The organism is Aquimarina aggregata (assembly GCF_001632745.1).
GTDB lineage: Bacteria > Bacteroidota > Bacteroidia > Flavobacteriales > Flavobacteriaceae > Aquimarina > Aquimarina aggregata.
The window spans coordinates 234,918-261,915 of sequence record NZ_LQRT01000003.1; the positions used below are offsets into that span (position 1 = coordinate 234,918).

General features: G+C 31.5%; 24 protein-coding genes. 13 read left to right on the forward strand and 11 right to left on the reverse strand.

All coding sequences use genetic code 11. From position 1 onward, the window contains the following. Nucleotides 1-189: 189 nt before the first annotated feature. The 4 genes from AWE51_RS07035 to smpB all read left to right on the forward strand — a co-directional run bounded on the left by AWE51_RS07035 (nucleotide 190) and on the right by smpB (nucleotide 4,978). On the forward strand, nucleotides 190-1,590 hold the full coding sequence (locus AWE51_RS07035; RefSeq protein WP_066311478.1) for a hypothetical protein: 1,401 nt from the start codon (nucleotides 190-192) through the stop codon (nucleotides 1,588-1,590). A gap of 247 nt (nucleotides 1,591-1,837) precedes the next feature. Continuing rightward, nucleotides 1,838-3,910, forward strand: coding sequence for a hypothetical protein (locus tag AWE51_RS07040; RefSeq protein ID WP_066311481.1), 2,073 nt, complete (start codon nucleotides 1,838-1,840; stop codon nucleotides 3,908-3,910). 162 nt (nucleotides 3,911-4,072) lie between these two features. Next, nucleotides 4,073-4,429 (forward strand): DUF3887 domain-containing protein, encoded by a 357-nt coding sequence (locus tag AWE51_RS07045; protein ID WP_066311484.1) that lies wholly within the window; start codon nucleotides 4,073-4,075, stop codon nucleotides 4,427-4,429. 90 nt (nucleotides 4,430-4,519) lie between these two features. Then, nucleotides 4,520-4,978 carry an SsrA-binding protein SmpB gene (gene smpB / locus AWE51_RS07050; protein ID WP_066311486.1) on the forward strand — a complete coding sequence of 153 codons (459 nt, stop codon included), beginning with the start codon at nucleotides 4,520-4,522 and terminating at the stop codon, nucleotides 4,976-4,978. Between the two features lie 103 nt (nucleotides 4,979-5,081). Here smpB and AWE51_RS07055 read toward each other — a convergent pair whose 3' ends face one another. Both AWE51_RS07055 and AWE51_RS07060 read right to left on the reverse strand, forming a co-directional pair. Next, the gene (locus AWE51_RS07055) at nucleotides 5,082-5,729 is read right to left on the reverse strand and encodes a protein-L-isoaspartate(D-aspartate) O-methyltransferase (protein WP_066311489.1); all 648 of its coding nucleotides are present in this window, start codon (nucleotides 5,727-5,729) and stop codon (nucleotides 5,082-5,084) included. Nucleotides 5,730-5,818: 89 nt separating this feature from the next. Then, on the reverse strand, nucleotides 5,819-6,583 hold the full coding sequence (locus tag AWE51_RS07060; RefSeq protein ID WP_066311492.1) for a peroxiredoxin family protein: 765 nt from the start codon (nucleotides 6,581-6,583) through the stop codon (nucleotides 5,819-5,821). Nucleotides 6,584-6,805: 222 nt separating this feature from the next. Between AWE51_RS07060 and AWE51_RS07065 the strand changes: the two genes are divergently transcribed. The 9 genes from AWE51_RS07065 (at nucleotide 6,806) to miaA (ending at nucleotide 17,167) form a co-directional block, all read left to right on the forward strand. Continuing rightward, nucleotides 6,806-7,771: a Gfo/Idh/MocA family protein gene (locus tag AWE51_RS07065; RefSeq protein ID WP_066311494.1), complete on the forward strand. Its 966-nt coding sequence runs from the start codon at nucleotides 6,806-6,808 to the stop codon at nucleotides 7,769-7,771. 27 nt (nucleotides 7,772-7,798) lie between these two features. After that, nucleotides 7,799-8,686, forward strand: coding sequence for a 3-hydroxybutyryl-CoA dehydrogenase (locus AWE51_RS07070; RefSeq protein WP_066311496.1), 888 nt, complete (start codon nucleotides 7,799-7,801; stop codon nucleotides 8,684-8,686). Between the two features lie 96 nt (nucleotides 8,687-8,782). Further along, nucleotides 8,783-9,907: a TlpA disulfide reductase family protein gene (locus tag AWE51_RS07075; RefSeq protein WP_066311498.1), complete on the forward strand. Its 1,125-nt coding sequence runs from the start codon at nucleotides 8,783-8,785 to the stop codon at nucleotides 9,905-9,907. 15 nt (nucleotides 9,908-9,922) lie between these two features. Then, complete coding sequence (locus AWE51_RS07080; RefSeq protein ID WP_066311499.1) at nucleotides 9,923-11,161, forward strand: DUF1015 domain-containing protein; 1,239 nt, start codon at nucleotides 9,923-9,925, stop codon at nucleotides 11,159-11,161. Nucleotides 11,162-11,247: 86 nt separating this feature from the next. Next, complete coding sequence (locus tag AWE51_RS07085; protein ID WP_066311500.1) at nucleotides 11,248-11,916, forward strand: YggS family pyridoxal phosphate-dependent enzyme; 669 nt, start codon at nucleotides 11,248-11,250, stop codon at nucleotides 11,914-11,916. A gap of 151 nt (nucleotides 11,917-12,067) precedes the next feature. Continuing rightward, nucleotides 12,068-13,441: an exonuclease domain-containing protein gene (locus AWE51_RS07090; RefSeq protein ID WP_066311502.1), complete on the forward strand. Its 1,374-nt coding sequence runs from the start codon at nucleotides 12,068-12,070 to the stop codon at nucleotides 13,439-13,441. Then, nucleotides 13,434-15,404: a DUF3857 domain-containing protein gene (locus tag AWE51_RS07095; RefSeq protein ID WP_066311505.1), complete on the forward strand. Its 1,971-nt coding sequence runs from the start codon at nucleotides 13,434-13,436 to the stop codon at nucleotides 15,402-15,404. The genes AWE51_RS07090 and AWE51_RS07095 overlap by 8 nt, the downstream gene beginning before the upstream one ends. Nucleotides 15,405-15,438: 34 nt before the next feature. Next, nucleotides 15,439-16,278 (forward strand): ion transporter, encoded by an 840-nt coding sequence (locus tag AWE51_RS07100; RefSeq protein ID WP_099098771.1) that lies wholly within the window; start codon nucleotides 15,439-15,441, stop codon nucleotides 16,276-16,278. Continuing rightward, on the forward strand, nucleotides 16,271-17,167 hold the full coding sequence (gene miaA, locus AWE51_RS07105; RefSeq protein ID WP_066311509.1) for a tRNA (adenosine(37)-N6)-dimethylallyltransferase MiaA: 897 nt from the start codon (nucleotides 16,271-16,273) through the stop codon (nucleotides 17,165-17,167). The genes AWE51_RS07100 and miaA overlap by 8 nt, the downstream gene beginning before the upstream one ends. A 70-nt stretch (nucleotides 17,168-17,237) precedes the next feature. Here the strand turns inward: miaA and AWE51_RS07110 are convergent, their stop codons facing one another. From AWE51_RS07110 to coaBC, 9 genes are all read right to left on the reverse strand, one after another. Continuing rightward, nucleotides 17,238-17,951, reverse strand: a complete 714-nt coding sequence (locus AWE51_RS07110; RefSeq protein ID WP_066311511.1) for a response regulator transcription factor — start codon at nucleotides 17,949-17,951, stop codon at nucleotides 17,238-17,240. 3 nt (nucleotides 17,952-17,954) lie between these two features. Then, nucleotides 17,955-19,517: a sensor histidine kinase gene (locus tag AWE51_RS07115; protein ID WP_066311514.1), complete on the reverse strand. Its 1,563-nt coding sequence runs from the start codon at nucleotides 19,515-19,517 to the stop codon at nucleotides 17,955-17,957. 84 nt (nucleotides 19,518-19,601) lie between these two features. Continuing rightward, nucleotides 19,602-20,180 carry a dephospho-CoA kinase gene (gene coaE, locus AWE51_RS07120; protein ID WP_066311517.1) on the reverse strand — a complete coding sequence of 193 codons (579 nt, stop codon included), beginning with the start codon at nucleotides 20,178-20,180 and terminating at the stop codon, nucleotides 19,602-19,604. A 10-nt stretch (nucleotides 20,181-20,190) separates the two neighbouring features. Further along, nucleotides 20,191-21,147: a CdaR family protein gene (locus tag AWE51_RS07125; protein WP_066311520.1), complete on the reverse strand. Its 957-nt coding sequence runs from the start codon at nucleotides 21,145-21,147 to the stop codon at nucleotides 20,191-20,193. Nucleotides 21,148-21,153: 6 nt separating this feature from the next. Beyond that, nucleotides 21,154-22,158 (reverse strand): glycosyltransferase, encoded by a 1,005-nt coding sequence (locus AWE51_RS07130; RefSeq protein WP_066311523.1) that lies wholly within the window; start codon nucleotides 22,156-22,158, stop codon nucleotides 21,154-21,156. 72 nt (nucleotides 22,159-22,230) lie between these two features. Next, nucleotides 22,231-23,049: an enoyl-ACP reductase FabI gene (locus AWE51_RS07135; RefSeq protein ID WP_066311525.1), complete on the reverse strand. Its 819-nt coding sequence runs from the start codon at nucleotides 23,047-23,049 to the stop codon at nucleotides 22,231-22,233. 104 nt (nucleotides 23,050-23,153) lie between these two features. Continuing rightward, nucleotides 23,154-24,809: a DNA repair protein RecN gene (gene recN / locus AWE51_RS07140; RefSeq protein WP_066311526.1), complete on the reverse strand. Its 1,656-nt coding sequence runs from the start codon at nucleotides 24,807-24,809 to the stop codon at nucleotides 23,154-23,156. 93 nt (nucleotides 24,810-24,902) lie between these two features. Beyond that, nucleotides 24,903-25,790: a type IX secretion system protein PorD gene (gene porD / locus AWE51_RS07145; protein ID WP_066311527.1), complete on the reverse strand. Its 888-nt coding sequence runs from the start codon at nucleotides 25,788-25,790 to the stop codon at nucleotides 24,903-24,905. After that, a complete protein-coding gene (gene coaBC, locus AWE51_RS07150; protein ID WP_066311529.1) occupies nucleotides 25,787-26,995 on the reverse strand; it encodes a bifunctional phosphopantothenoylcysteine decarboxylase/phosphopantothenate--cysteine ligase CoaBC in 1,209 nt (402 codons plus the stop codon). The genes porD and coaBC overlap by 4 nt, the downstream gene beginning before the upstream one ends. Nucleotides 26,996-26,998 lie beyond the last annotated feature (3 nt).

Here is a 26,998-nt window from a genome sequence, read left to right on the forward strand (position 1 = left end):
TCTCTCATTAAAACAATAGGCCCCATAAAACATACAATTATCTGAATATTTTCTCGTCTCATCGAAAATTCAAAAAAGTTCTTATCCCCCTTTTCAAAAAGCAATAACTTTAAACACTAAAGTTATCCCAACATATTCGTTCTCTACTTTATCGTACTCTAAAAAATCTTAATCTTTTAAAACCAAATTATGAAAAAAGCAATTTTAACAATTGTGATATCCTTATGTTATACCATGGCTATCGCACAAACAGGAGTAAATGATGTCTCTCAATTAGGAAACAACAACACATCCGAAATATCTCAAATTGGAAGCCCAAACTCTTTAACGGTAACGCAAACAGGAAACGACAACTTTTCAAAAATAGAACAAGGAGTTCTAGATGACCCAGCAATTAATGATTTGATTACACAAAAACAAAATGGTATTGCTAATAGTGCAAAAGTGTTTCAGGTAGGTAATAACAATAAAGTAGTGCAAAATCAAACTGGTAATAACAATATCGTAAATGCAAGTCAAGATTTTGTTACTGATTCTAATCATATAGAACAAATACAAAGTGGCGATGATAATGATACAGAAGCTAAGGTTCGTTTCTTCTCTGAAAGCACAATTATAATTCAAAGCCAGATCGGTAATCTTCAAACAAACAAAACCATTGTTGATGGCCTAAATAGTTCAATTAATCAAAAGCAACGAGGATCATCAAATACAATTGCAGTTATAGCAGACGGTAACTTTAATAGCATACTACAAAATCAAACTGGGAATTTTAATACAGCAACAATTAATCAAATTACAGATGATAACTCTATTTTTCAAGACCAAAACGGGGATACTAATACATTAATTGCAACGCAACAACGTTCTGAAAATAAAATCACACAAGTACAAGATGGAAATTTTAATAAAGCTTTTGCCCTTCAAGAAGGAGCTGTAAATGAATCGAATCAAACACAAAATGGAATTGAAAATAACTCTAGTATTAGACAATCCAAAGAGTATAATGTAGGAGTAACAGAGCAAACAGGAGAGCAAAATACCATTTCACTAACACAAAATGGTTCTTTTGGTACAATTACAATAACTCAAAAAGGAGCATATAATAATGCAACAGCTAACCAAAACTTAGGGCAATACAATAGAATAAATCAAAATCAAAATGGCGATCATAATACTGCATTGGCCGAACAAAATTCTGTTTTTTTCGAAGGTGAAATTTCACAAAGTCAAATCGGAAATTCAAATATTAGTACTGCCAGACAAGATTTTGGTATTAGAAACAAAATAGAACAAAATCAAATAGGTCAAAACAATACAGTCGAAGCCACACAAGGTGACACAGATTCTTATTCTTCTCAAAATACAATACTACAAACCCAAGAAGGAAACGACAATATTGCTACTATCTCTCAAAATGGCAATAGTAATACCAGTGAAAGTATGCAAATTGGAAACGAAAATAATTTAACCACTATCCAAATAGGCACTTCTAATACTGCAATTATGACACAATCAGGAAATCAGTTGTCTTTTCTTATATCGCAAAATGGTGAAAGCAATACTGTGATTCTTAATCAAAATAATTAAATCTTTATCGATTGTATTTTAAAAGAGAGTCGCATTCATTTATAGATACGACTCTCTTAAAAGTATGAATTTACTTACATCTTAACATTAGTATGCTATCAATAAGGACATCTTATCGAAAAACCACAAAAACTTATATTTCTGGTATTAAAAAAGAATAACTTTAAAAAGAGAGATAAGCTTAGCTTCCTACCCACTGCTCTATTCTTTTCATAATCTAAACATAAATAATCTTAAAATTCTAATTATGAAAAAAGTACTTTTGGGCTGTATAGCCTTGTTAACCGTGTCTGTATCTCTAGGGCAAACCAACAAAAATAATGTCGAACAAACAGGAGAAAACAATATTTCTAATATTACACAATTTGGAAGCCCAAACACATTAGACATCAAACAATCAGGAAATGATAACATTTCTAATGTTTCTCAAGGAACTGATTATGAAGACGCAGAAAGAGCAACTATCACACAAATCCAGACTGGGGATTTTAATCAAGCGAATGTATATCAAGTAGGAATAGAACATAATGCTAACCAAACTCAAGTAGGAACGAGCAATTTTGTAGAAACAAGTCAAGAGGGTATTTTAAACATAAGTAAAACTAATCAACAAGGGGCTTTTAATTTTATATCTATCGCACAACAAGGAAATAACAATTCTGCCGAACAAACTCAGGCTATTGATAACAATAAGTCGGTTTCAGTTCAAATAGGAAACAACAATGCACTACTTCAAATCCAAAGCGGTATAGGCAATTCATTAACATCTTCACAAGGAAACATTGACTCTAATGCTGAAGGAGGAGATGTAGATCAAATACAAATCGGTAATGAAAATACAGCATCCTCGTATCATGAAAATAGTAATTTTAAAAGTGTTCAACTCCAACTTGGGGATAACAATAATGCCACAATAACTCAAGAGTCTGGAAAAAACAATGATGTTAATCAACGCCACAGAGGTAATAGAAATATTTTAGGAGCATCTCAAATTGGAAATACTAATAGATCTGTTCAATCTCAAACGGGGGATGAAAACAGTAATATTATAACGCAATTTGGAGATGAAAATACAACCCTTCAAAGTCAAACAGGAAATAATAATTTGGGAGTAACAAATCAAGAAGGTTTTAATAATAGAGCTACCATTACTACTTCTGGAGATTTTAATCAAGCATATCAAAATCAAAGTGGAACTTCAAATAAAATGGCCATTACACAAAGTGCTTCTGGGAGCAAAGCTTCACAAAACCAAAGCGGAAACAACAACTCTGCCGGAATAATACAAGAAGAAGGCTTACCACATAATGCTACACAAAATCAAACAGGTACGTCAAATAATGCGTTTATCTTACAAAATACAGGAATAAACGATGCTCAACAAAGGCAATTAGGGACAAACAACCAGGTAATTTCATTCCAGAGTGGTACTTTTGAACAAAACAGTCAGTTACAAGACGGGGCAAACAACCATGTTACATCTTTTCAATCTGGTTCTGGTGGTTTTATTACAAGTGTACAAAACGGAGAAAACCACAGTATAGATCAAGAACAAAATGGTGACAGTAATTCTATTAATAGTGTTCAAAGCGGTATTCTAAATACTATAATATCCAAACAGATTAATGGTGGGAACAATCTAATTGATCAAAATCAGAATGGGGATAGTGGTACTATAAGTGCTACTCAAGATTTTGAATTTTCAAGTACAATATCTCAAGAACAAGCAGGCTTTTCAAATACTATTTTAACAATACAAATACAAGGAGATCAAAACAATGCCGAAAGCTCTCAAACAGGAATAAGTAATACAATAGAACAATATCAAAACGGCTCTATAAATATTGCAAATGCACAGCAAAACGCAGGTAACTTCAACTCACTAGGTCAATTTCAAATTGGATCAGGAAATATTGGTAATGCTACACAAATTTCTGGTACAACAAACACTATTCAACAAAACCAAAATGGTGATGAAAATACCGTAAGTGCTTTTCAATTTAATGCAGAAAACAACACCATCCGTCAAGCACAATTTGGAAACGGAAATACTGCTCAAGCAGGACAAATCATGAGTGTTCTTTCTCCAAATAATTTGATCACTCAACTTCAAGAAGGAAATGACAATCAAGTAAATAACTTTCAAAATGGTGATTTAAACACTGTTGATAGCAGGCAAAATGGTGACCTTAATATTATAAACACTTCTCAAGTCGGTATATCTAATACTATATTAACATATCAAACAGGTACAGCTATTATTAACTCTATTATACAAAATGGTGATAATAACACCGTATTTTTCAATCAAAGCAACTAATCGTACCTTGATCGATAGAATACTTTATTTGTCAAATTAATTTTATAACCACTACTAATTCACTGTATTTAAGAGGGGTTTATCATTTATTTTGTCATAATTTTTTTAATTTTTAAAAAAGATATTTATTTTGCATGATATAGAACCCCAAATAGAAACGTTATGAAATATATATTTTTAGTATTAATTTGTTTTTCGACCTCATCAATTATAGCTCAAGATAAAGCTACATATGATAAAGTTTCAAAAACATTTCAAGAAAATTTTAACGCACAAAATATAGATGCTATTTTTGATTTGTATACTACAGAAATGCAAAAAGAAATGACTAAAGAAGGGGTAAAACGTTTTGTAAACGGTTGTCATGACCAATTTGGAAAACTCAAAGGTTTTACATTCATCGAAGCAGCAGAGGGCATATATAGTTATGATGTAGAATTTGATAAATTGACGTTGGTTATGGAATTACAATTAAATAAAGAAGGAAAAATTTCTGCTATACAATTTCAAGAGTCTTAACTATCTTAAAATATTCATTTTTCATACAAAGCTTTCTTTCGAGAAAGCTTTGTATTTTTGCATATACTTATTTCGAACCTAACTATAAAAATGAGTCAAAATAAAATCAATATATTAAACCGTAAAGCTAAATTTGAATACGAATTTATAGATAAGTACACTGCTGGTATTAAACTCGCAGGAACTGAAATTAAAGCTATTCGTGAAGGAAAAGCAGGTATTGCAGAGAGTTTTTGCGAGTTTAACAATAATGAACTCTTTGTTATTAACATGCATATTGAGGAATATTCTCATGCAACATACTTCAATCACCAACCAAAAAGTGAACGTAAATTATTACTGAATAAAAAAGAGTTAAAGAAACTTGAAAAAGAAGTAAAAAATTCTGGACTAACCATTATTCCTACTCGCTTGTTTATTAATGATCGTGGATTAGCTAAACTTAATATTGCTTTGGCCAAGGGTAAAAAGATGTATGACAAACGTGAGACAATAAAAGACCGCGATAACAAGAGGGCTTTAGATAGAATTAAAAAAGATTATAAATAATCTATTCATTAATTCCTTTCAATATTTTATTAAATTCTTCACGCTCTTTTTCTCTTAAAATAGGATCTTCAGGATTTAAATCTAAAATTATACTATCCTGTAACTAGTTTCTATTTTCTAATAAGGGTACAAATCTAAATTCTCCAAATTCACGTTTTTCGAATTGAGTTTCGCTCTTGCGTACAAAAAGGGTCATGATTTGCACATCATCTCCAACAGGAATTACAAGCCGTCCATTTATTTTTAATTGGCTCAATAGGGGTTTTGGCACAAAAGGCGCACCAGCTGTAACAATAATCGAATCATAAGGAGCATACTCTACTAACCCTTTATATCCATCTCCAAAAGAAAGATGTTTAGGGCGATACCCTAATTTAGATAGAAACAATTTTGTCTTTTTAAACAATTCTTTTTGTCTTTCAATACTATAAACCTTTGCCCCTAGCTCACATAAAACAGCAGTTTGATAACCTGATCCTGTGCCAATTTCGAGTACATTATCTCCATTGCTAATTTGCAATAACTCGCTTTGAAAAGCTACAGTATATGGTTGAGAAATGGTTTGATCTGCGGCAATAGGAAATGCCTTGTCCTGATAAGCATGGTCCTCGAAACTAGAATCCATAAATAAATGCCTTGGTATCTTACTTATAGCAGATAAAACACCTTTATTTTTAATTCCTTTTTCAATTAGAATATTAACCAACTGCTTTCTTTTTCCAGCGTGTTTTAATGTGTCTTTAGAATTCATTAGGGTAGATTAACAGTCCAAAGTTACATAAACAAATGGGTAAGACCATGAATAAATTCTTGGAATATTTACATCATGAATGTTTCTAATTATTTTATCAAAGAAGATATCGTATTTTCTAATTCGAAAATAGTATCATGATGAAAACCTTTTTCTTTATAAACCACTTTCCCTTCCTGATTCATTATCAAATTTGTCGGAAATGATCTTACTCCATAATTTGTAACAACTTGCTTACTTTCGGGAATAATATTATATAGAAATTGATGTTTCTTCAAAAATAATTCTATGTTATTTTTTTTATCAAAAGAGAAAGCCAAAAAGATCACATTTTGATTATTCTTGAATTTCTCAACTATTTTATTTAAACCCGGCATCTCATCTACACAAGGTTTACAATTTACAAACCAAAAATTAATAACCACGACTTTTCCTTTAAGTTCAGAAAGTTCGAATGATTTCCCGTCCATATCCTTCACAGAAAACTCTAATGCTTCTGGGCTTTCACTAGTCTTCTTCTTTAACATTCGCAGACTATTCATTTTTGCCATCGCTGAAGGCGTTTCATCTAACATTTTTCTAAGTACTACAGCTTCAACCTCGTTGTTTTCATTTATATAAAATTGAGGAAAAAATTTATATGAGTCTAATAACGAATTTACTTTATTCATATCCATCTTCTCCCCTTCTAAATCATAAAAAGGTAAATCTGCAATATCCTGTTTAAATGTAATTTTGTTCTTAAGTTCTTGTTCTCCTACTTTTATTAATCCTTCTAATTCTTTTTGGCCTTGAACATGCAAACAGAATAGCAAAGAAAATAAAATGAAGGGTACCACATTTTTTGCTTTCATATGTATACTTTTTTCTTGTAATATAACATTTTTCAAGTGTTTTAAAAACAATTAAACATGAACTATAAACTCTATTTGTAGATATGTTTTCTAGTTTTTATTCAACTTAAAAATTACAAAATAAATCCCTTATTAAAATCTTAACAGTCTAAAATTAGGATTTTCAAAACCTAACATCACTTAATTTATAAATAATACTATTTTTGTGTAAAATCTTGAATTATGCTCAAAGCTGGAGTGCTAGGTGCGGGACACCTAGGAAAAATCCATTTACGACTTCTGGAACAATCAGAAAAATACGAATTAGTAGGTTTCTATGATGCTAGTCAAACACAAGCAAAATCTATTGTTGAAGAATTTGGTTATCGTCTTTTTAATTCTGTTGAAGAACTTATTGATGCTGTTGATGTTGTTGATATTGTAACACCTACTTTTGCTCATTTTGAAGTAGCCAAACAAGCTATAACTGCTAAAAAACATGTATTTATAGAAAAACCTATTACAAATACTGTAGCAGAAGCAGAACAACTTATTGATTTAGCGATAGCCAATCAAGTAAAAGGGCAAGTTGGTCATGTAGAACGTTTTAATCCTGCTTATACCGCAGTAGCTGATAAAATAGAAAATCCAATGTTTATTGAAGCTCATAGGTTAGCAGAATTTAATCCAAGAGGCACAGATGTCCCTGTTGTTCTAGACCTTATGATTCATGATATTGATGCTATTTTAAGTGTAGTACATTCTGAAGTAAAACATATAAGTGCTAGTGGTGTTTCTGTTATAAGTGAAACCCCGGACATTGCTAATGCTCGTATCGAATTTGAAAATGGATGCGTTGCAAATCTTACTGCCAGTAGAATTTCGCTAAAAAATATGCGTAAATCCAGATTTTTTCAACGTGACGCATATATCTCTGTTGATTTTTTTGAGAAAAAATGCGAAGTTGTAAAAATGAAAGACGCTCCTGAAAAACCAGATGATTTTGCGATGATTCTTCAAAATGCTGAAGGTGTTAAAAAACAAATCTATTTTGACAATCCTAACATACCTTCTAATAATGCAATATTAGACGAACTTAATACATTTGCCGATGCTATCAAAAATGATTCGACTCCTATTGTCTCTCTTGAGCAAGGAAAAAAAGCATTAGAAGTGGCATTAAAAATTATCGATTGCTTCAAACATTAAACACACACATACATAAACAATACACAGATGAAAAACATTGCAGTAATAGGTGCAGGAACCATGGGTAATGGTATTGCGCATACTTTTGCTCAAAAAGGTTTCAAAGTACAATTAATAGACATTTCTCAACAATCTTTAGACAAAGGATTGTCTACTATTACCAAGAACCTGGATAGAATGATAGCGAAAGAGAAAATTTCGGAAACTGACAAGCAAACTACTTTAGGTAACATTTCTACGTTTACTAATATTAAAGAAGGTGTAGAATATGCAGAATTAGTTGTAGAAGCAGCAACAGAGAATCTAGAACTAAAACTTAATATTTTTAAAGAGCTAAATAACGCCTGTTCTGATGAGACTATCTTAGCATCAAACACATCATCTATCTCAATAACACAAATTGCTGCAGTAACAGATAGACCTGAAATGGTTATAGGGATGCATTTTATGAATCCTGTACCTATCATGAAATTAGTAGAAATTATACGAGGGTATAATACTTCGGATAAAGTTACTGATACGATTATGAAGTTATCCGAAACACTTGGCAAAACTCCCGTTGAAGTAAATGACTATCCTGGATTTGTAGCGAATCGGATCCTTATGCCAATGATTAATGAGTCTATTGAAACACTTTATAACGGTGTTGCTGGCGTATCAGAAATCGATACCGTGATGAAACTTGGTATGGCACACCCAATGGGGCCTTTGCAGTTAGCAGATTTTATTGGTTTAGATGTCTGTTTATCTATTCTAAACGTAATGTATGACGGCTTTAAAAACCCTAAATACGCACCCTGTCCCCTACTCGTAAATATGGTTATGGCAGGCAAATTAGGAGTTAAAAGCGGAGAGGGCTTTTATGATTATTCTGAAAGCAGAAAAGCAGAAACAGTTGCTAAGCAATTCTCGTAAAAGATTAGTTTGCAACATACATAAATTATATATTTACAAGTTGGAGAGTTATATCTCCAACTTTTTTATAATCCCTTCTCTATAAAAAAATTAATTATGAAGTCTAAATCATATATTCTATTCCTTGTTTTCTTAGTTGTCTTTTCTATTTTCTCATGTAAAAAAGAAAATAAAGAACAACAAGTACTTGAATCAAAACCAAATATTTCTGGATATAATGTATTGGTAACCATGAAAAACACTCCGGATAGTACCTGGGTATTTTACGGAACTAGTAAAAATACAGATTCTATAATGGTTATGAATGAGAAATTTGAACTTGATGGAGAAGTTGAAGAACCCGAATTAATTTATTTGTACACCAAAGACTACCAACAAGGGATTACTTATGTATGGTTAGAAAATCAACAAATAGATGTAAAAATCCAAAATGGAAACCTTTCAGAAGCCCAAGTGATTGGTGGAAAAACTCAAGAAGAATTTGAAATTCTTGTATCTAAAAAGAAAAATCTTGAACAAGAATATAGCGAAACCATTAAACCCCTTCGAACAAAAACCGGTACTGAAAAATATCTGGACTCTTTAGGAAAACGAAGTACAGAAATATTGACTCAAATATATGGTATAGACAAAGAATTTATAGCCACTAACCCTGACTCATATGTTAGCAGTAGTAGTCTTTATATGATGAAATCTGTTTTTGATAAAAAAGAAGTAACAACATTATACAATAGTTTTTCAGATAAAATTAAAAATTCTAAAAATGGAAAACTTATCAATAATTTTATTTCAGCACCCAAAAAACCAGAAATAGGTGATAAATATGTAGACTTCGAATTACCAGACCCCAAAGGTAAATTATTAAAACTTTCTGATGTAAAAGGAAAGTATATATTGGTAGAATTTTGGGCATCATGGTGCGGCCCTTGTAGAAAAGAAAGCCCATCGCTAATAAAAGCATATAATCAGTTTCAGGATAAAGGTTTCGAAATTATAGGAGTATCACTAGATTCCAAAAAAGACCGATGGATTAAAGCTATAGCTACCGACAAATTACCTTGGACACAATTGTGTGATTTAAAGGCAAATTATACATTCCCTGCTATCGCCTATTCGATTTATGCAATCCCGTATAATTTTTTAATCGACGAACAAGGTATTATCATTGCCGAAAATCTTAGAGGACAAGAATTACATGATAAGCTTGGTGAATTATTTTAATTAATACATTTCTACATGACCAAGATCCTTCCATTCAAAGCAATTCGGCCCACTAGAGACAAAGTAAGTCTAGTAGCTTCTAGGTCATACCAAAGCTACACAGCAAATGAACGTGATTCTAGAATGGATTATAACCCTTACTCCTTTTTGCATATTGTAAATCCGGGATATAAATACCAAAAAGAAATCTCAGGAGAAGAACGGTATAAATTAGTACGAAACAGATATTTAGAATTTAAAGAAGATGAGATTTTTGTCCAAGATAAAGCTTCATGCTATTATATTTATAAAATTGTTAATCGCGAATTAGAATCTTTTTGCGGAATCATTGCTGCGGCCAGTGCCGAAGATTATGAAAATGATATCATTAAAAAACACGAGGATACCATACAACATCGAGAAAACACTTTTAAAGAATATTTAAAAACCGTTGGTTTTAATGCCGAACCCGTATTACTAACCTATCCTGATAATGATACCATAAACACTGTTGTATCAAATACTGTTAAAAATAGAGCCGAATATGAATTTACCACAACTAACAGAGACACGCATTACCTATGGAAAGTAGATCAGAAAGATGATGTAACAACAATTGAAAAGGCATTCTCACAAATTAATGCAATTTATATTGCAGATGGGCATCACCGTTCTGCATCTTCGTACCTTCTTACCAAAGATCTTAAAAACAACAATCCAGATCATAAGGGTACCGAGCCATATAACTTTTTTATGAGTTATTTAATTCCGGAGTCAGATCTTAAAATATATGAATTTAATAGACTTATAAAAGATTTAAACGGGCTCTCTAAAGAAGAATTCTTAATTCAACTTGACACCTGGTTCAGAATCGAAAATAGGGGTAACGAAGTATATAAACCTTCAAAACCACATCACTTTAGCATGTACTTAGATGGTGATTTTTATTCTTTATACTTAAGAAAAACAATATATGAGTTTACAGATGCTCTTGAAGAACTTGATACTCAGATTTTGTATAAAACTATTCTTAAACCCATTTTAGGAATCCACGATCTACGAACAGATACAAGGATTGAATACTCTCATGGTAGAAATGACGTTGTCTCTGTAAAAAGTAAAATTGATCATGAAGATTATAAAGTTGGGTTTGTTTTATTTCCTGCCTCTGTAGACCAAATGAAAAAAATAGCCGATCAAGGATTAAAAATGCCTCCTAAAAGTACATATATAGAACCCAAATTAAGAAGTGGCATTACTATTTATGAGTTTTAGCTCTATTTTTAAAAACTAGTTTTTGCAGTCGATAACCTTTCAATTCCTTTTGATGGCTAAGTGCTTTTTAGATATCTTTGTTACCTATGAATTCTATACAAAAGAACCTTAAAGCTATACAGGCATCCATACCAAAAGATGTTACCTTAGTTGCTGTATCCAAAACCAAACCTATATCTGATATACTACAAGCTTACGAAACTGGTCAACGTATTTTTGGCGAGAATAAGATTCAGGAAATGACCCAGAAATGGGAAGAAATGCCAAAAGATATTCTATGGCATATGATAGGTCATGTGCAAACTAATAAGGTTAAATACATGGCTCCTTATGTAGATACAATTCACGCTGTTGATAGTTTGAAATTATTAAAAGAAATTAATAAACAAGCTCAAAAACATAACAGAGTTATCAATTGTCTATTGCAAGTAAAAATAGCTGAAGAGGAGAGTAAATTTGGCTTAAGTAAAGAAGATGTACTTTCTTTATTAACTGCTGAGGAAACGAAAAATCTAGATCACATTAAAATACAAGGACTTATGGGGATGGCAACATTTACTGATGATCAGAAACAAATAAAGAACGAATTTATGAAGATTAGTACTTTTTTTGATGAATTGAAAATAACATATCCTGAGTTAAAAACACTATCTATCGGAATGAGTGGTGACTATAAAACAGCCATTACTTGTAAAAGTACAATGGTTAGGATAGGAAGTTCTATTTTTGGAGCAAGAGACTATTCAAATGCCTAGTTCATTACACAGAAACCTTCTTAAGGATTATATTTAATATTATATTAGTACTTTTGATCTTTGGTATAACACCTTTAGTTTTTTTATTTAATGAACATACTAGTACACTACAGATTTACGAACCTCTATAATTTTATTATTTTTAGCTAGTATGTATGCAATTTTAGATATAGAAACTACCGGTGGTAAGTATAACGAAGAAGGTATTACTGAAATTGCTATCTATAAATTTGATGGACATGAGGTTGTCGATCAGTTTATCACTCTAGTTAATCCCGAAAGACCAATACAACCCTTTGTAGCCAATCTAACTGGGATTAATAACGAAATGTTGCGTAATGCTCCTAAGTTTTTCGAAGTCGCCAAAAGAATTGTTGAAATCACAACAGACTGCGTTGTTGTAGCTCACAATTCTAGTTTTGATTATCGTATTCTTCGAACAGAATTTGATAGACTAGGTTTTGATTATGAAAGACACTCACTTTGTACTGTCGAACTATCAAAAAAATTAATTCCTGATCAAGAATCCTACAGCCTTGGTAAACTAGTTCGAAGTTTAGGTATTCCTCTTTCTGACCGTCATCGTGCAAATGGTGACGCCTTAGCCACTGTTAAGTTATTCAAACTTTTATTAAGTAAAGATGTAGAAAAAGACATCATTACAGATACCGTTCGTGCAGATACAAGACGTCAAATGGACGATAAATTGTTAAGGCTACTAGAAAAAGCCCCTATTGCTACCGGAGTATACTATATACATAGAGAAGATGGTAAAATCATTTACATCGGAAAAAGTAAAAACATTAAAAAACGTCTTAATCAGCATTTTACAAATGATAATAAAAAATCTAGAAGAATTCAAACAGAAGTCACTAGTGTTTCCTATGAAATTACGGGTAGCGAGCTCGTTGCATTGTTAAAAGAAAATGAAGAAATAAAACGAAATAGACCCAAATACAATAGAGCATTAAGGAAAAGCAAATTTGACCAAGCTTTATATCAGTTCGTAGATAATAACGGATATATTAATCTTAAAATAGGGAAAAACGATAATCGCAAAAAAAATATTACTACATTTTCAAATAGACAACAAGCTAAATCATATATGCATAAATGGGCAGAAACTTTTCGTTTATGTCAACGATTAATGGGATTGGACTCTGGAACAGGGAATTGCTTTAATTATTCTATAAAACAATGTAATGGTGCTTGTATTCTGGACGAATCTCCTGAAGAATACAATGAACGAGTACAAGAACTGATTCTAAAAAACTCATTTGAAAATCAAGATATGCTTATTATAGATCGAGGTAGAAATATTGATGAACAAAGTGCTATCTTAATAGAAGAAGGAAAGTTTATAGGGGTTGGTCATTTTACCTTAAATCATCAAATAAATAATATAGAAATTTTACGATCTATTATTACCCCCATGAGTCATAATAGGGATGCCAAACACATAATACAAAGTTATGTTCGGCAGAATAAAAAATTGAAGATTACCAAATTGCCTAAAAATGATTAAACATTTACTAGCTTTATTTCTGTGTTGCATCACACTTCTACTATCCGCACAGAAAAAATACAATACTGCCAGTATGGTAGTGACCATGGCAGATTTAGAAAACAACACCTTTGAAAACGATAGTACAGCGAATGCATTTTTTATTTATGAAAAAGGGTATAGCAGAGTTGAAAATGGCAGAAATTATAATCTATTAACAGATTACGAAAGAAAGATTAAAATACTTAACCGCAAAGGTTTTGATCAAGCAAGTATAGAAATTTTATTATACAGGAATAAAAGTAATCGAGAAACAATTCATGATTTAGTTGCTCACACTTATAATCTCGAAAATAACAAAATAGTTAGAACAGAAGTTTCTAAAACTGATATTCATACTGAAAAATACGATGAACACTATACGCTAATCAAGTTTACCTTTCCCAATGTTAAGCCCGGCTCTATAATTAGATATTCTTATCAAATAGAATCTCCTTTTATTGTTAAATTTAATGGATGGGATTTTCAAGATACTATCCCCAAATTATATAGTGAATGTGTAGCTGATCTGCCCGGAAATTATGTTTATAACATAAAACTAATAGGCACCTTAAAATTAAAGGTAAGTGAATCAACTATCAAAAAAAAGTGTCTAGAAATAGCTAATGGAAGTTATGCTGACTGCTCTCATAATATCTATATTATGGAGAATATCCCTGCTTTTAAGGAGGAAAAATATATGACCGCCAAAAGAAATTATTTTTCCAGAATTGATTATGAACTTAAAGAATTTAAAGGTTTTGATGGAATAAACAAAAAGTATACTGAAACCTGGGAAAATGCAGATAGAAAATTCAAAGAAGATCCAAATATTGGTTCTCAATTAAATAAAATTAACTTAACCAAAAATATTCTTCCCGATACAATTTCTCTATTACCGAATACCATTGATAAAGCCACCGCAATATATCGCTACATTAGCAAAACATATGCTTGGAATAATAAATTTGAGATATTTCGAAATGTAAAAATCAAAGAAGTTATAGCCCATAAAACAGGTAATGTATCAGGTATTAATATTCTTTTACACAATACTTTAAAGCAACAAGGTTTTGAGGTGAATCCGGTTTTATTATCTACAAGAAAAAATGGATATGTAACAAAAATATATCCTGTAATCTATGATTTTAATTATTTGATCGTACAACTATCTTTAGATGGAAAAAAATACGTATTAGATGCTACAGAAAAAATGTTAGCCTTTGGTCAATTACCTTTTAGGTGTTTAAATCGAGATGGTAGGGTCTTAGATTTTAAAAATGGAAGCTCTTGGATTTTGATAGAACCAACTAAAAAATCTTCTTTCTATTATAAAGAAGAGATAATTTTAGAAGAAAACCATAATCTTAATGGCAAAGGCGCATACTTATTATCTGGTTATCATGCTTCAGACCGAAGAAAAGATCTGGAACATTTAAATAAAGAGAAACTGATTGAAGAAACCAAAAGACAGAATCAAGAAGTTACTATAACTAATATATCTATTAAAAATGAAGACGATCCTGAAAAAACATACAAAGAAGAATATGAATTTAATCAGAATATAGAAATATTAGATGGTATTTTATACATCAAACCATTTAATAGGCCATTTTTTAAAGAAAATCCTTTTAAGTTAAATCAAAGAACGTATCCAGTGGATTTTGGACACAAAGATTCCTACACCTATAATGTATCTATCAAACTACCCAAAAACTATGAGTTTATTGATCTTCCAAAAAATTCTACATATGTTATTCCCAATAAATTAGGAAGCATACGAACCAATTTTCTACTTCGCGGAGACCAACTTATTATAACGCACAGAATTTTGTTTAACTCATCTTACTATCCCACAGAATACTACACCATATTAAAAGAGTTTTTTAACCTTATTGTAGCTATAGAAAATGATACACTAATTACAGTAAAAAAATTAATCTAGTTTTTTTAGTACTTTTATTTAAAACATAAAACCTTTGAAAAACAATTCATCGCATAAAACCTGGAAAGACAAACTTCATGATATTATTTATGAAGCCGATACTCCTATTGGAAAAGCATTTGATGTTATTTTGCTTATTCTTATTTTATTGAGTATCATTTTTGTAATGCTTGAAAGTGTTAAAGGACTAACACCCGCGACTTACAGGTATCTATATTATGCTGAATGGGTTATTACAATTTTCTTTTCTTTTGAGTATATCGCACGAATTGTTTCTATAAAACAACCTTCTAAATATATATTTAGTTTTTATGGTATCATTGATTTATTATCTACACTACCATTATACCTAACCTTTTTCATTACAGGATCTAGCGCTTTATTAGCTGTGCGAGCTTTAAGACTACTTCGTATATTCAGAATATTAAAGATTTCTAGATATATAGGAGAATCAAATAAATTAGCTAAAGCTATAAAAGACAGTGGTGCTAAAATTCTTGTGTTTTTATTTGCTGTCCTAGTACTTTGCATCATTTTAGGAACAGTAATGTATTTGGTAGAAGGTGAAGAAAGTGGATTTAAAAGCATACCTATAAGTGTTTACTGGTGTATTGTTACATTAACTACTGTAGGATACGGAGATATCGCTCCTGCTACCCCTTTAGGACAACTTATTGCCGCAATGATAATGATTGTTGGTTATGGTATTATAGCAGTACCTACAGGTATTGTAAGTGCTGAATATGCTTCTTCTGGACATCAACCTAAGAAAGTAAATATAAACACGCAAGTTTGTTCAAATTGTAATGCATCTGATCATAGAGACGAAGCCAAATTTTGCCGTAAATGTGGAGAAGACTTACGTAATGAATAAAAATCTAATTGTAATTGTCGGGCCAACAGCAATAGGTAAAACTAATCTAAGTATACAACTTGCGAACCACTTTAATTGTGAAATTATATCCGGAGATAGCAGGCAATTCTATAAAGAAATGAAGATTGGTACTGCTGTTCCAAGTGATGATGAACTTGCACTAGCAAAACATCATTTTATACAACATAAAAGTATTCACCAAACCTATACCGTAGGAGATTTTGAAAAAGAAGCACTTAACAAGCTCAAAATACTTTTTGACACTAATGATTATGCTATCCTAGTTGGAGGGTCCGGCTTATATATTGATGCCGTTACCAAAGGTTTAGATTATTTTCCTGAAGTTGATATAAATACTAGAGAACAACTACAAAAAGAATATGATACTAATGGTATTCAAACTTTACAAGAACAACTAAAAGTGCTTGACAAATCATATTATGACAGCGTTGATTTACAAAATACACATCGTGTAATGCGAGCTCTTGAGGTATGTTTAAGCAGCGGTAAACCTTATTCTTCTTTTCTTACTTCTAGTAAAAAAAACAGACCTTTTAAATGTATCAAAATTGGTATCACAGCAGATAGAAATATCATTTATGATAGAATAAATATGAGAGTAGATCTTATGATTAAAGAAGGTTTACTGGATGAAGCAAAAAATCTTTACGAGTATAAAACACTTAATGCTTTAAATACTGTAGGGTACAAAGAATTATTTAAATATTTCGACCAGGAATGGGAATTAGATTTTGCCATTTCTGAAATTAAGAAAAATACGCGTCGCTTTGCCAAGAGACAATTAACCTGGTTTAAAAAAGATACAGAAATAGAATGGTTTGATTATCTAAGTCAATTAGACAGGGTAACAAAACATATTGCTCCTTAAATTTCAAGACATAAAAAAAATCACTATATTTTTAAAAATATAATGATTTTTTATAATTTTTATCAACTATCTAGGCCTCTTCGTTTCTAACAACAAGCCTAAATCCTTCTCCATGAATATTAAGTATCTCAACATTCTCATCTTTCTTTAGATACTTTCTAAGCTTAGCGATATAAACGTCCATACTACGAGATGTAAAGTAATTATCATCTCTCCAGATTTTTGTTAAAGCTAATTCTCTTGGCATTAAATCATTAAGATGTAATGCTAACAAACGAAGTAATTCATTTTCTTTTGGAGATAACTTTATAGCATCATCTTCTTTATACGTCAAAAAGCGCAATTTAGAATTAAGATGAAATCCTCCAATTTTAAATTCAAATTGTTTACTATCAGCTACAGATTCTGTGCTTTTACGTTGCATGATAGCCTGTATTTTCATTAATAAGACTTCGCTATCAAAAGGTTTATTAAGATAATCATCTGCTCCTACCTTATATCCTTTTAAAACATCTTCTTTCATTGCTTTTGCAGTTAAGAAGATAATAGGTATTTCTTCATTTTTATCCCTAATTTCTTTTGCCAACGTAAATCCATCTTTGTAAGGCATCATTACATCAAGAATACACATGTCGTAGTCATCTTTTTTGAACTTTTCGAAGCCTTCCATACCATTTTTAGCATGCACAACATCATAATCATTCATTACTAGATAATCCTTTAGTACCGTTCCAAAGTTTGGATCATCTTCGACAAGCAAAATCTTTTTGTTTTCTGTTTCCATATTTTATGATATTAATGGTAATTTAATTATAAATGTGGAGCCTTTTCCCCTTTCGCTCTCCACCCATATCTGACCGTGATGATCATCAATGATTCTTTTTACATATGTTAATCCCAATCCGTGACCTTTTACATTGTGTAAATCACCTGTGTGTTCTCTAAAAAACTTTTCAAAGATTTTTTTCACAGCAACTTTACTCATTCCTATTCCTTGATCACGAATCTTAAGAATTATACTGTTCTTTACATTTTCTGTATATATATCTACTTTTGGCTCCTTATCTGAATATTTTGCGGCATTATCTAAAATATTCACAATTACATTGGTCATATGACTATCATTTGCCAATATTGTTGTTTTAAGTGCGCCCAAATGCATTTTAATGTACCCATTTCTATCCTCAACTATCAAAGAGACGTGTGTTACAGCATCTTCAATAATATCATGCAACTCTTGTTTTTCTTTCTTGATATTAAGCTCGTTTTTCTCTAACTGAGATATTCTTAAAACGTTCTCTACTTGAGCATGCATTCGTTTATTCTCTTCTCGTATCATCTTCATATACCGCTGCACTTTTTCTGGATCTCCCCCAATTTTTGGGTTTTTGATAGAGTCCAATGCCAAGTTTATTGTTGCAATAGGAGTTTTTAACTCATGGGTCATATTATTAATAAAATCAGTTTTAATTTGGGATATCTGTCTTTGCTGCATTAGCTGAGACAATGCACTGGAATACGCAACTACAATAATCAAAGTAAAAATTATTGATAGTATCGCCATACCCTTAATGGTAGAAAGCACATATTGCTTTTTTCCAGTAAAATTAACATATAACTGATAATCACTCACTCCTTCATCGTCGACAAAAAGTGGTATCGCATATGTCGTTGGATAATCCAAACTAAAATCGTCAGAACGTACTTTTGTTGCTAAAGCATTGCTGTAAATCGCATATTCAAAATCTACCTTTATATCCCGTTCTTCGAGTTCTTTTTTAAGCAAATATTTTATTTCCTTTTTCTGAACTCTTCTATGTATTGGTATAAAACTAGCAATTTCTCCAATCACAATCTCATAATCTCTACGTTGAAGATCCGTTAATCCTCTTATTCTCTCCAACTTAGATTTAGAATTCTGCTTTACAATATCACTTTTAGTATCTTGTGCCGCAGTATCTACATTTCGATTTAGGATATTCTTCAGTTTTACCGTATCTATATTAAAGTTAACAAATGATGAAAACAATTTATAGTCTTCTTCTAAAATACCATTTGCATATGCAAACGACTTTGTATTATCAATACTAATATCTAATAACTGACGTATAGTCTTATTGTCAGGTTCATCTATACTATCTAAAATTCCCTGTAGAGGAAAAAACATTTCCTCAAATTCTCTATACTGAATACCATTAGATACTGATATTAATATTTGCTTGGCATTAAAAGAAAATTGTTCTTTATTATTCTCAACCGTGTTGTTAATCCAATATCCCTGAACGAAAATAATCCCAATTAGCGATAAACTCATTAAGATTATCAGCAATACGAATAACCTTTTATTCATAGGTCAAAAGTAAGACTTTAACATTTAGCTACTTTACGGTTTAACCAAATGTTAACAAAATGAAGGATTCGTATTACAACCCCTTTAAAAAGATATTTTATTATGAATTTCATACACCTGGTTTTCAGTGTCTTCTAAATCTACGTTATCTATAACAAAATCGACTAATGGAATTTTTCTCGAATCTTCCCACTGGTTATTTATTCTTGAAAGTATCTGATCTCGAGTTATATTGTCTCTTTTTAATACTCGTTCGATCCTAATATCTATAGGAGCTGTGACAAGAATAGTATAATCACATTGCTTGTATCCATCATTTTCAATTAAAACGGCAGCTTCTTTAATAACATAATTTCCAGTTTGTTTCTCTTTCCATTGGGCAAAATGCTCTGCTACTGCAGGATGCACTATCCCGTTTAGTTTATTCAATATAGAAGAATCATTAAAGACTACACTGGCTATATACTCTCTATTCAAACTGCCAGATTTATAAGCTTTATCACCGAATAATTCACTAATCTGCTTTTTTACCACTTGATTGGTATTCATCAATAGTTTTGCCTCATCATCTGCAATGTAGACAGACACGCCTAATTTCTTAAACATTTGGGCAATAGTAGATTTACCGCTACCGATGCCCCCTGTTAAACCAACTACTTTCATAACAATAGCGTTATTTTAGCACTACAAATTGAATTTGTTTTTCTCGTAAACGTACATCATGTATTGATTCTGGCTTATCAAAAAGTTCTAATGTCAAAAATGAACTTTCTCCTGATTTTGCATAATCTGCAACCACCATAAAATCTCTTGGACTTATCTCGTTATATTTATCCAAGCCTACTCTGTATACAACCATTACTTCTTTAGGGAAAATTTTAATTTCTGTATCTTCAGGTACATTTTTGACTGTAATAGGTATTTTCTGATTTCCCTCTGTAAACTTACTAACCTCAATAGTAGCAGTAACTTTATCAGGTTTGATTTTTATAATTTCAGGCAATGACTCAAGATCTATAGTTAATTCATCAACATAATCAACATTTAGACCTTCTAACTGCAAAGACGCTGTATTAACAGACTTTATAGTATCTATAATTTTCGAAGGACCGCTTATGACAATAGAATCCGGTTGTATAACCAGCCCTTTATCACTTCCGTAACCAACAGAATACTTAACATCTTGAACTAATTGTACTGGTACTTTCTTTTGTAGGTTTATATCTAATTTTAATCGTAAACTATCCTTCTGCAATGCAAGAATATTACCTTTAAAATCCAGTTTATTCTTTAAAATACGAGATCCTTTATCAAGTCGAAAATAATATTGATCGTTTATCATAGAAGACGCATCATCAATATTAAATTCTAAAATAGGTTTCTTCCAACTATGATTCATAAGCCTAAAACCATTCCCGTTAAGCGTCATTCTTACGATCTGATCGCTTTCTTCATTAAAAATTTTATCCTCCGGAAGATTCGTATATCGAATAGCGATTTCTACTTCTTTAGTATAGTTTTTTGAAAATTGGATTAGCAACCAAAGAGCGGATGTAAATATTAGAAAAAACAAAAAGGTTTTTACGCTATTTCTTTTGAATGAAAAAATCTTCTTTTTTCTATTTGACATAAATACTTACTTTGAAAAAAACAGGTTCTTAAATTGTTTTTCTGGAACCTTTTTAAGTATATGAATATAATAATAAGATTTTAAGAATCCTTTTCCGTAGCCATAAAATTGTATCAAAACGGCTAAAATAGATTGTATCCCTATAGAAATACTTTTAAACATAAGAGTTGCACCTAAAAATATAAGTGAAAAATATATCCCCCATAACATTAAAAAATACCAAATCCCAAAAACTGCTGTTAACATTGAAAAGAGAGTATACCCAATAAATAAAGAAGGAAACCAATATGTAAGTTTTGCTGTTTCTGGATGCCATTTATTTAATATTGGCCGAACAAGACCGAACTTGTTTACTTGAATGTAAAACTTTTTCCAAGAGATTCTTCTTTTATGAAATACCTTAGCATCCGGAATTAAAGCAGTTTCGTAACCCAATTTCCATAGTCTAATTGTAAGATCAGGATCTTCTCCGGGGTGGATATTTCCAAAACCTTCAGAAGCTAAAAAAGCCTCTTTAGACAACCCCATATTAAAACTACGTGGTTGAAATTTACCCATAGTCTTTTTTCTACCACGTATACCACCAGTAGTAAGATACGAAGTCATGCTATAACTTATTGCCTTTTGAAGATCCGAAAAACTCTTATGAGCATCATCGGGACCACCCCAACAATGAACAAAATTTTGGCATAAAAAATCATCAACTTTAGCTAAGTAATTTTCTGGTAATATCACATCACTATCAAGAATAATGAAGTAATTCCCTTTTGCTTTACGCATACCGTAATTTCGAGAATCTCCAGGACCTGTATTTGGTTTTTGATAATAGCTTATGAATAGTCTATCCGTAAATTTTTCTACGATATGACTAGAACTATCGCTAGAACCATCCTCTACAATAACAATCTCATAAGATGAATCATATTGCATTGCTACCATACTATGAAGCAACTCATCAATCTCATTTGGCCTATTATAAACGGGTATTATAAAGGAAAAGTCTGGTTTCATATCATAAAGTTAACCAAAGAAAAATCCCATTTACAATGAATGGGATTATCTAAATTATATATAAGAATAGTATTATTCTTCATCGATGAATTTATCCATTACCAATTGACTTACTCCCATATTTGAGAAACCGCCATCATGATATAAGTTTTGTAAAGTGACTTTCTTAGTTAGATCAGAAAACATAGTTACTGTATAATCTGCACATTCTCCAGCTGTAGCATTACCTAAAGGTGACATTTTATCTGCATATTCAATAAACCCATCAAAACCTTTTACTCCTTTTCCTGCTGTTGTCGGTGTCGGGGATTGTGAAATTGTATTTACACGTACTTTTTTATCTCTTCCGAAGAAGTATCCAAAACTACGCGCTATAGATTCTAAATAAGACTTATTATCAGCCATATCGTTATAATCAGGAAATACTCTTTGCGCAGCCATATAGGTTAATGCAACAATACTCCCCCACTCATTCATAGCATCTTTTTTATACAACGTTTGCATTGTCTTATGAAAAGAAAGTGCAGACACGTCCCATCCTTTTTCAGTAAAACTGTAATTCTGATCAGTATAATGACGTCCTTTTCTAACGTTTACTGACATTCCTATAGAATGTAAAACAAAATCTATTTTACCTCCTAAAATTTCAACCGATTTCTCTACAAGGTTTTCAAGATCTTCTAACGAAGTGGCATCAGCAGGAACAATCTGTGAATTTGTTTTCTCTGCTAAGGTATTAATAGCTCCCATTCTCATTGCAACTGGAGCATTAGTAAGCACAAAACTCCCACCTTCTTCAAATACACGCTCTGCGGTTTTCCAAGCAATTGAATTTTCATCAAGTGCTCCAAAAATAATCCCTCTTTTACCTTTTAATAAATTGTGTGACATTTAGTTGTAAATTAAAGTATAGTTATACAAGCAGTAAAGATAATAAAACGCCCCAAACTGTTGTTAAACAAAACGATTTTTAGATCAAAAACATAACTTGATCATTATAGTTTCAACAATGATCTGGCATGTGTAATTGCAGAATCAGAAATATTTTTACCGCCGATCATTTCGGCAATCTCTCTAACTCGTTCATTTTCATCTAATAACTTAAGTTGTGTAACTGTAGTATTATCAATATCTTCTTTATATACTTTGTATTGATTTTGGCCATTAGCAGCTATCTGTGGTAAATGAGTAATACTAAAAACTTGTAAATTCTTGCTCATATTCATCATTAGATCAGCCATTTTATGTGCTACTTCACCTGACACTCCTGTATCAATTTCATCAAAAATAATTGTTGGTAATTGTGCGTATCTTGAGAGGATAGCCTTTATGGCAATCATTATTCTTGACAGTTCACCACCAGATGCAACTTTTTTAAGCTCGCCATAAGAACCTCCTTTATTTGCCGAAAATAAAAATTCTAATATTTCTTTACCATTAGAAAAATAATTGTCTTGAAGTTTCAATTCGGCATTAAAACTGGCATTTGGCATTCCTAATGCTTGAAGAATATCTTCTAATTCTTTTATAAATACTGGAAGTGTTTTTTTTCTTTTTTTATGAATCTTACCCGCTACCTCATCCAACTGAGATTGTATGGTAATCATCTCATTTTTCAATTTTTCTATATCTTCAGACAATGATTCTGTTTTAGAAACCTTCTCTTGAAGCTCCTGAGTTAATATGATTAGTTCATCAATTGTAGAGACATTATGCTTTACCTGCAAATTATGTAACAATTGCAATCTTTGACTTGCCTGCTCTAGTTGCTGTGGATCTGCCTCTAACTTATCCAATTCATCAAGTAAAGTGACTTGTATATCATCTAACTCTATATAAATACTCTGAATCCGTTCTGAAAGGTCATTCAACCCACTTGAAAAAGAAGCTATTTTAGAAAGGTTAGATTTTATAACATTTAATTGATCAGAAACACCTATCTCTTCAGAGGTTACAATAGCAATTGATCCCGATAACCTTTCTTGTATCTCTTCGATATTATTTAAACGATCATGACGCTCCTCTAACTCTTTTAATTCTCCTGATTGTAGTTTGGCATCTTCAAGTTCTTTTAAAAGAAAAGTATTGTATTCATATTCTTTGGTAAACACTTCTCGATTTGCAACCAAATTATTAACTTCTTTTTCTTTTTCTTTCAGCAACTTTAACCCTCTTTTGTAAGATTTAATCTCGCGTGCTGCTCCTGCCAACGCATCTAATACTTCGAACTGAAAATCGGTAGTAGTAACCTCTAACGTCTGATGTTGGCTATGGATATCAATAAGTTTAGCACCTAATGCTGCTAATGATTGTAATGTTACAGGAGTATCATTAATAAAGGCTCTAGATTTTCCCGAAGGTAAGATCTCTCTTCTTATAATAGTTTCGTTTTCATAGTCCAAATCTTCCTCTTCAAAAAAAGCAACCAATTCATAATGCGCTATATCAAAAACACCTTCGATGGTACATTTTTTTGAACTATCCTTAACACTACTCAAATCTGCTCTTTTTCCAAGAAGTAAACCCAAAGCACCTAAAAGCAAAGATTTACCTGCTCCTGTTTCTCCAGTAATTGTTATCAAACCGGTATCAAAAGACACTTGTAGCTGTTCAATTAAAGCGAAATTTTTTATAGAAAGACCTCTAAGCAAGGGATAGAAATATTTTTAATGTTTAAAAAGTAAATATACTACAGTTTTAAAAAGATTACACCTGTATATTTAATTTTTTGTAGTTGAAAGAATCTAAAATTTAATATCTTTCCAATTATCAGTATAGGTAGGAGCTATTCTATTAAGCATTTGTATAGTTTCTGCTATATTTACAGATGGACCTCCGGATAGCACGCTAGAAATCTCATCAGCCTTAGCATCAAAGAATACACGCATAAGATAAGAATTAGGCTTACTATTATTCATTTCTTGTAGCGGTTTTATTGACTCTGTAATAGTTTGTTTACCTTTTTTAATATTATTATACATAACATCTAATCCTTCTCTATGATATGTATACATCGCTGATCGATATCCATCGTATGCCCCAGAAAGTAAATCATCATTTAACCTGTATCTGTTAGGATCTTGTTCACGAAGCCATCCTTTTGTACTACCACCTCCTTGAGCATTACCCACAATACTTTTAGCTTCTTCATAATAATTGGTCCCTCCATTTAACGAAAAAGTATCAGCATCTACACCAAGTATTGTATATAAATAAAAAGATATTACCGAAATTAAATTAGAATCAAAACTATTTGGGTTATAGTTTAATGGCTGAAATTCTACATAGTCAAAATTAAAATCTTTATCATTAACATTTAAAATAGCAGTTTCATAATTCGATCCATATATAGGTCGTGACGCTTGTACTTGAACAGTCGCAGTAAAGGCATCATTATCAAAACTAACGATGGTAATAAAAAAACTACAATTAATTCGTTCTTCTGTCCTATAGTCTGTTTTTGTCCACTTTGTATTATTAATAAATTCGATCAACGATCGCTCCAATGTTTTGAACACCTGTAAATCAGGACTTGCTGTTTGCTCTGCATTAACCACTACTTGAGCATTAAATTCTTGAGCATTTACAGTAATACTAAATACAAGGGCTATAACAAAGAATAATTTATTCATTTTTTTAGCGTATTAATTTCGTTGAATATATCTTGTGCGACTTCTGACTTTGTTTTTAAATCAAACGCTTTAATTTCTAATTTATGATTGATTAAACTCACTTTATTCGTTTGCCCTTTAAAACCAGCTCCTTTATCGTTAAGTGAATTTAGAACAATTAGATTTAAGTTTTTCTTTTTTAGTTTATTTTTAGCATTGTCCTCTTCATTTTCTGTTTCTAAAGCAAAGCCCACAAGAAACTGATCTTTCTTTTCGGTTCCCATCCAGTTTAAAATATCAGTGGTTCTTTCTAACTCGATAGAAAATGCCGTATCTGCTTTTTTAATTTTTTGATCAGATATATTTTTAGGTCTATAATCTGCTACTGCGGCAGATGCGATTGCTATATCGCAGTCATGATATCTAGAAACAACCGCTTCATACATATCTTTTGCACTTACAACATTAACAACATCTATCAAGTTATGATTAACGGATAATGATGACGGACCTAAGATCAAGCTAACTTGGGCTCCAAGATTTGCTGCAGTCTTAGCTAATTCAATCCCCATTCTTCCACTAGAATGGTTTCCTATAAATCGTACCGGATCTATTGCTTCATATGTTGGACCAGCTGTAATGAGTACTTTCTGACCTCGAAGTGACAATTTATCTAAAATATCGTTTTCTATAAAGTCGACAATATTTAAAGGTTCTGCCATTCTTCCTTGCCCCACTAAGCCGCTTGCCAATTCACCTGATTCTGCTGGAATCATTATATTACCAAACTCTTGTAATTTCTTAAATGTATTATGCGTTGAAGGGTGATTATACATATCTAAATCCATTGCAGGAGCAAAATACACTGGGCATTTTGCTGATAGATACGTGGCTAGTAATAAATTATTACTAGCTCCTGAAGCCATTTTTGATAATGTATTTGCTGTAGCTGGTGCAATAATCATTACATCTGCCCATAAACCAAGATCCACATGATTATTCCAAACCGCATTTTCATCATCTTCATCATAAAATGAAGAATAAACAGGATTCTTTGATAATGTAGATAGTGTAAGTGGAGTAACAAAATCTTTTGCTGCGGGAGTCATAACAACTTTTACCTCTGCTCCTGTTTTGATAAATAATCTTACAAGAGCAGCAGTCTTATATGCAGCAATACCAGCGGTGACACCTAATAAAATCTTTTTACCGCTTAAAATTGACATAGA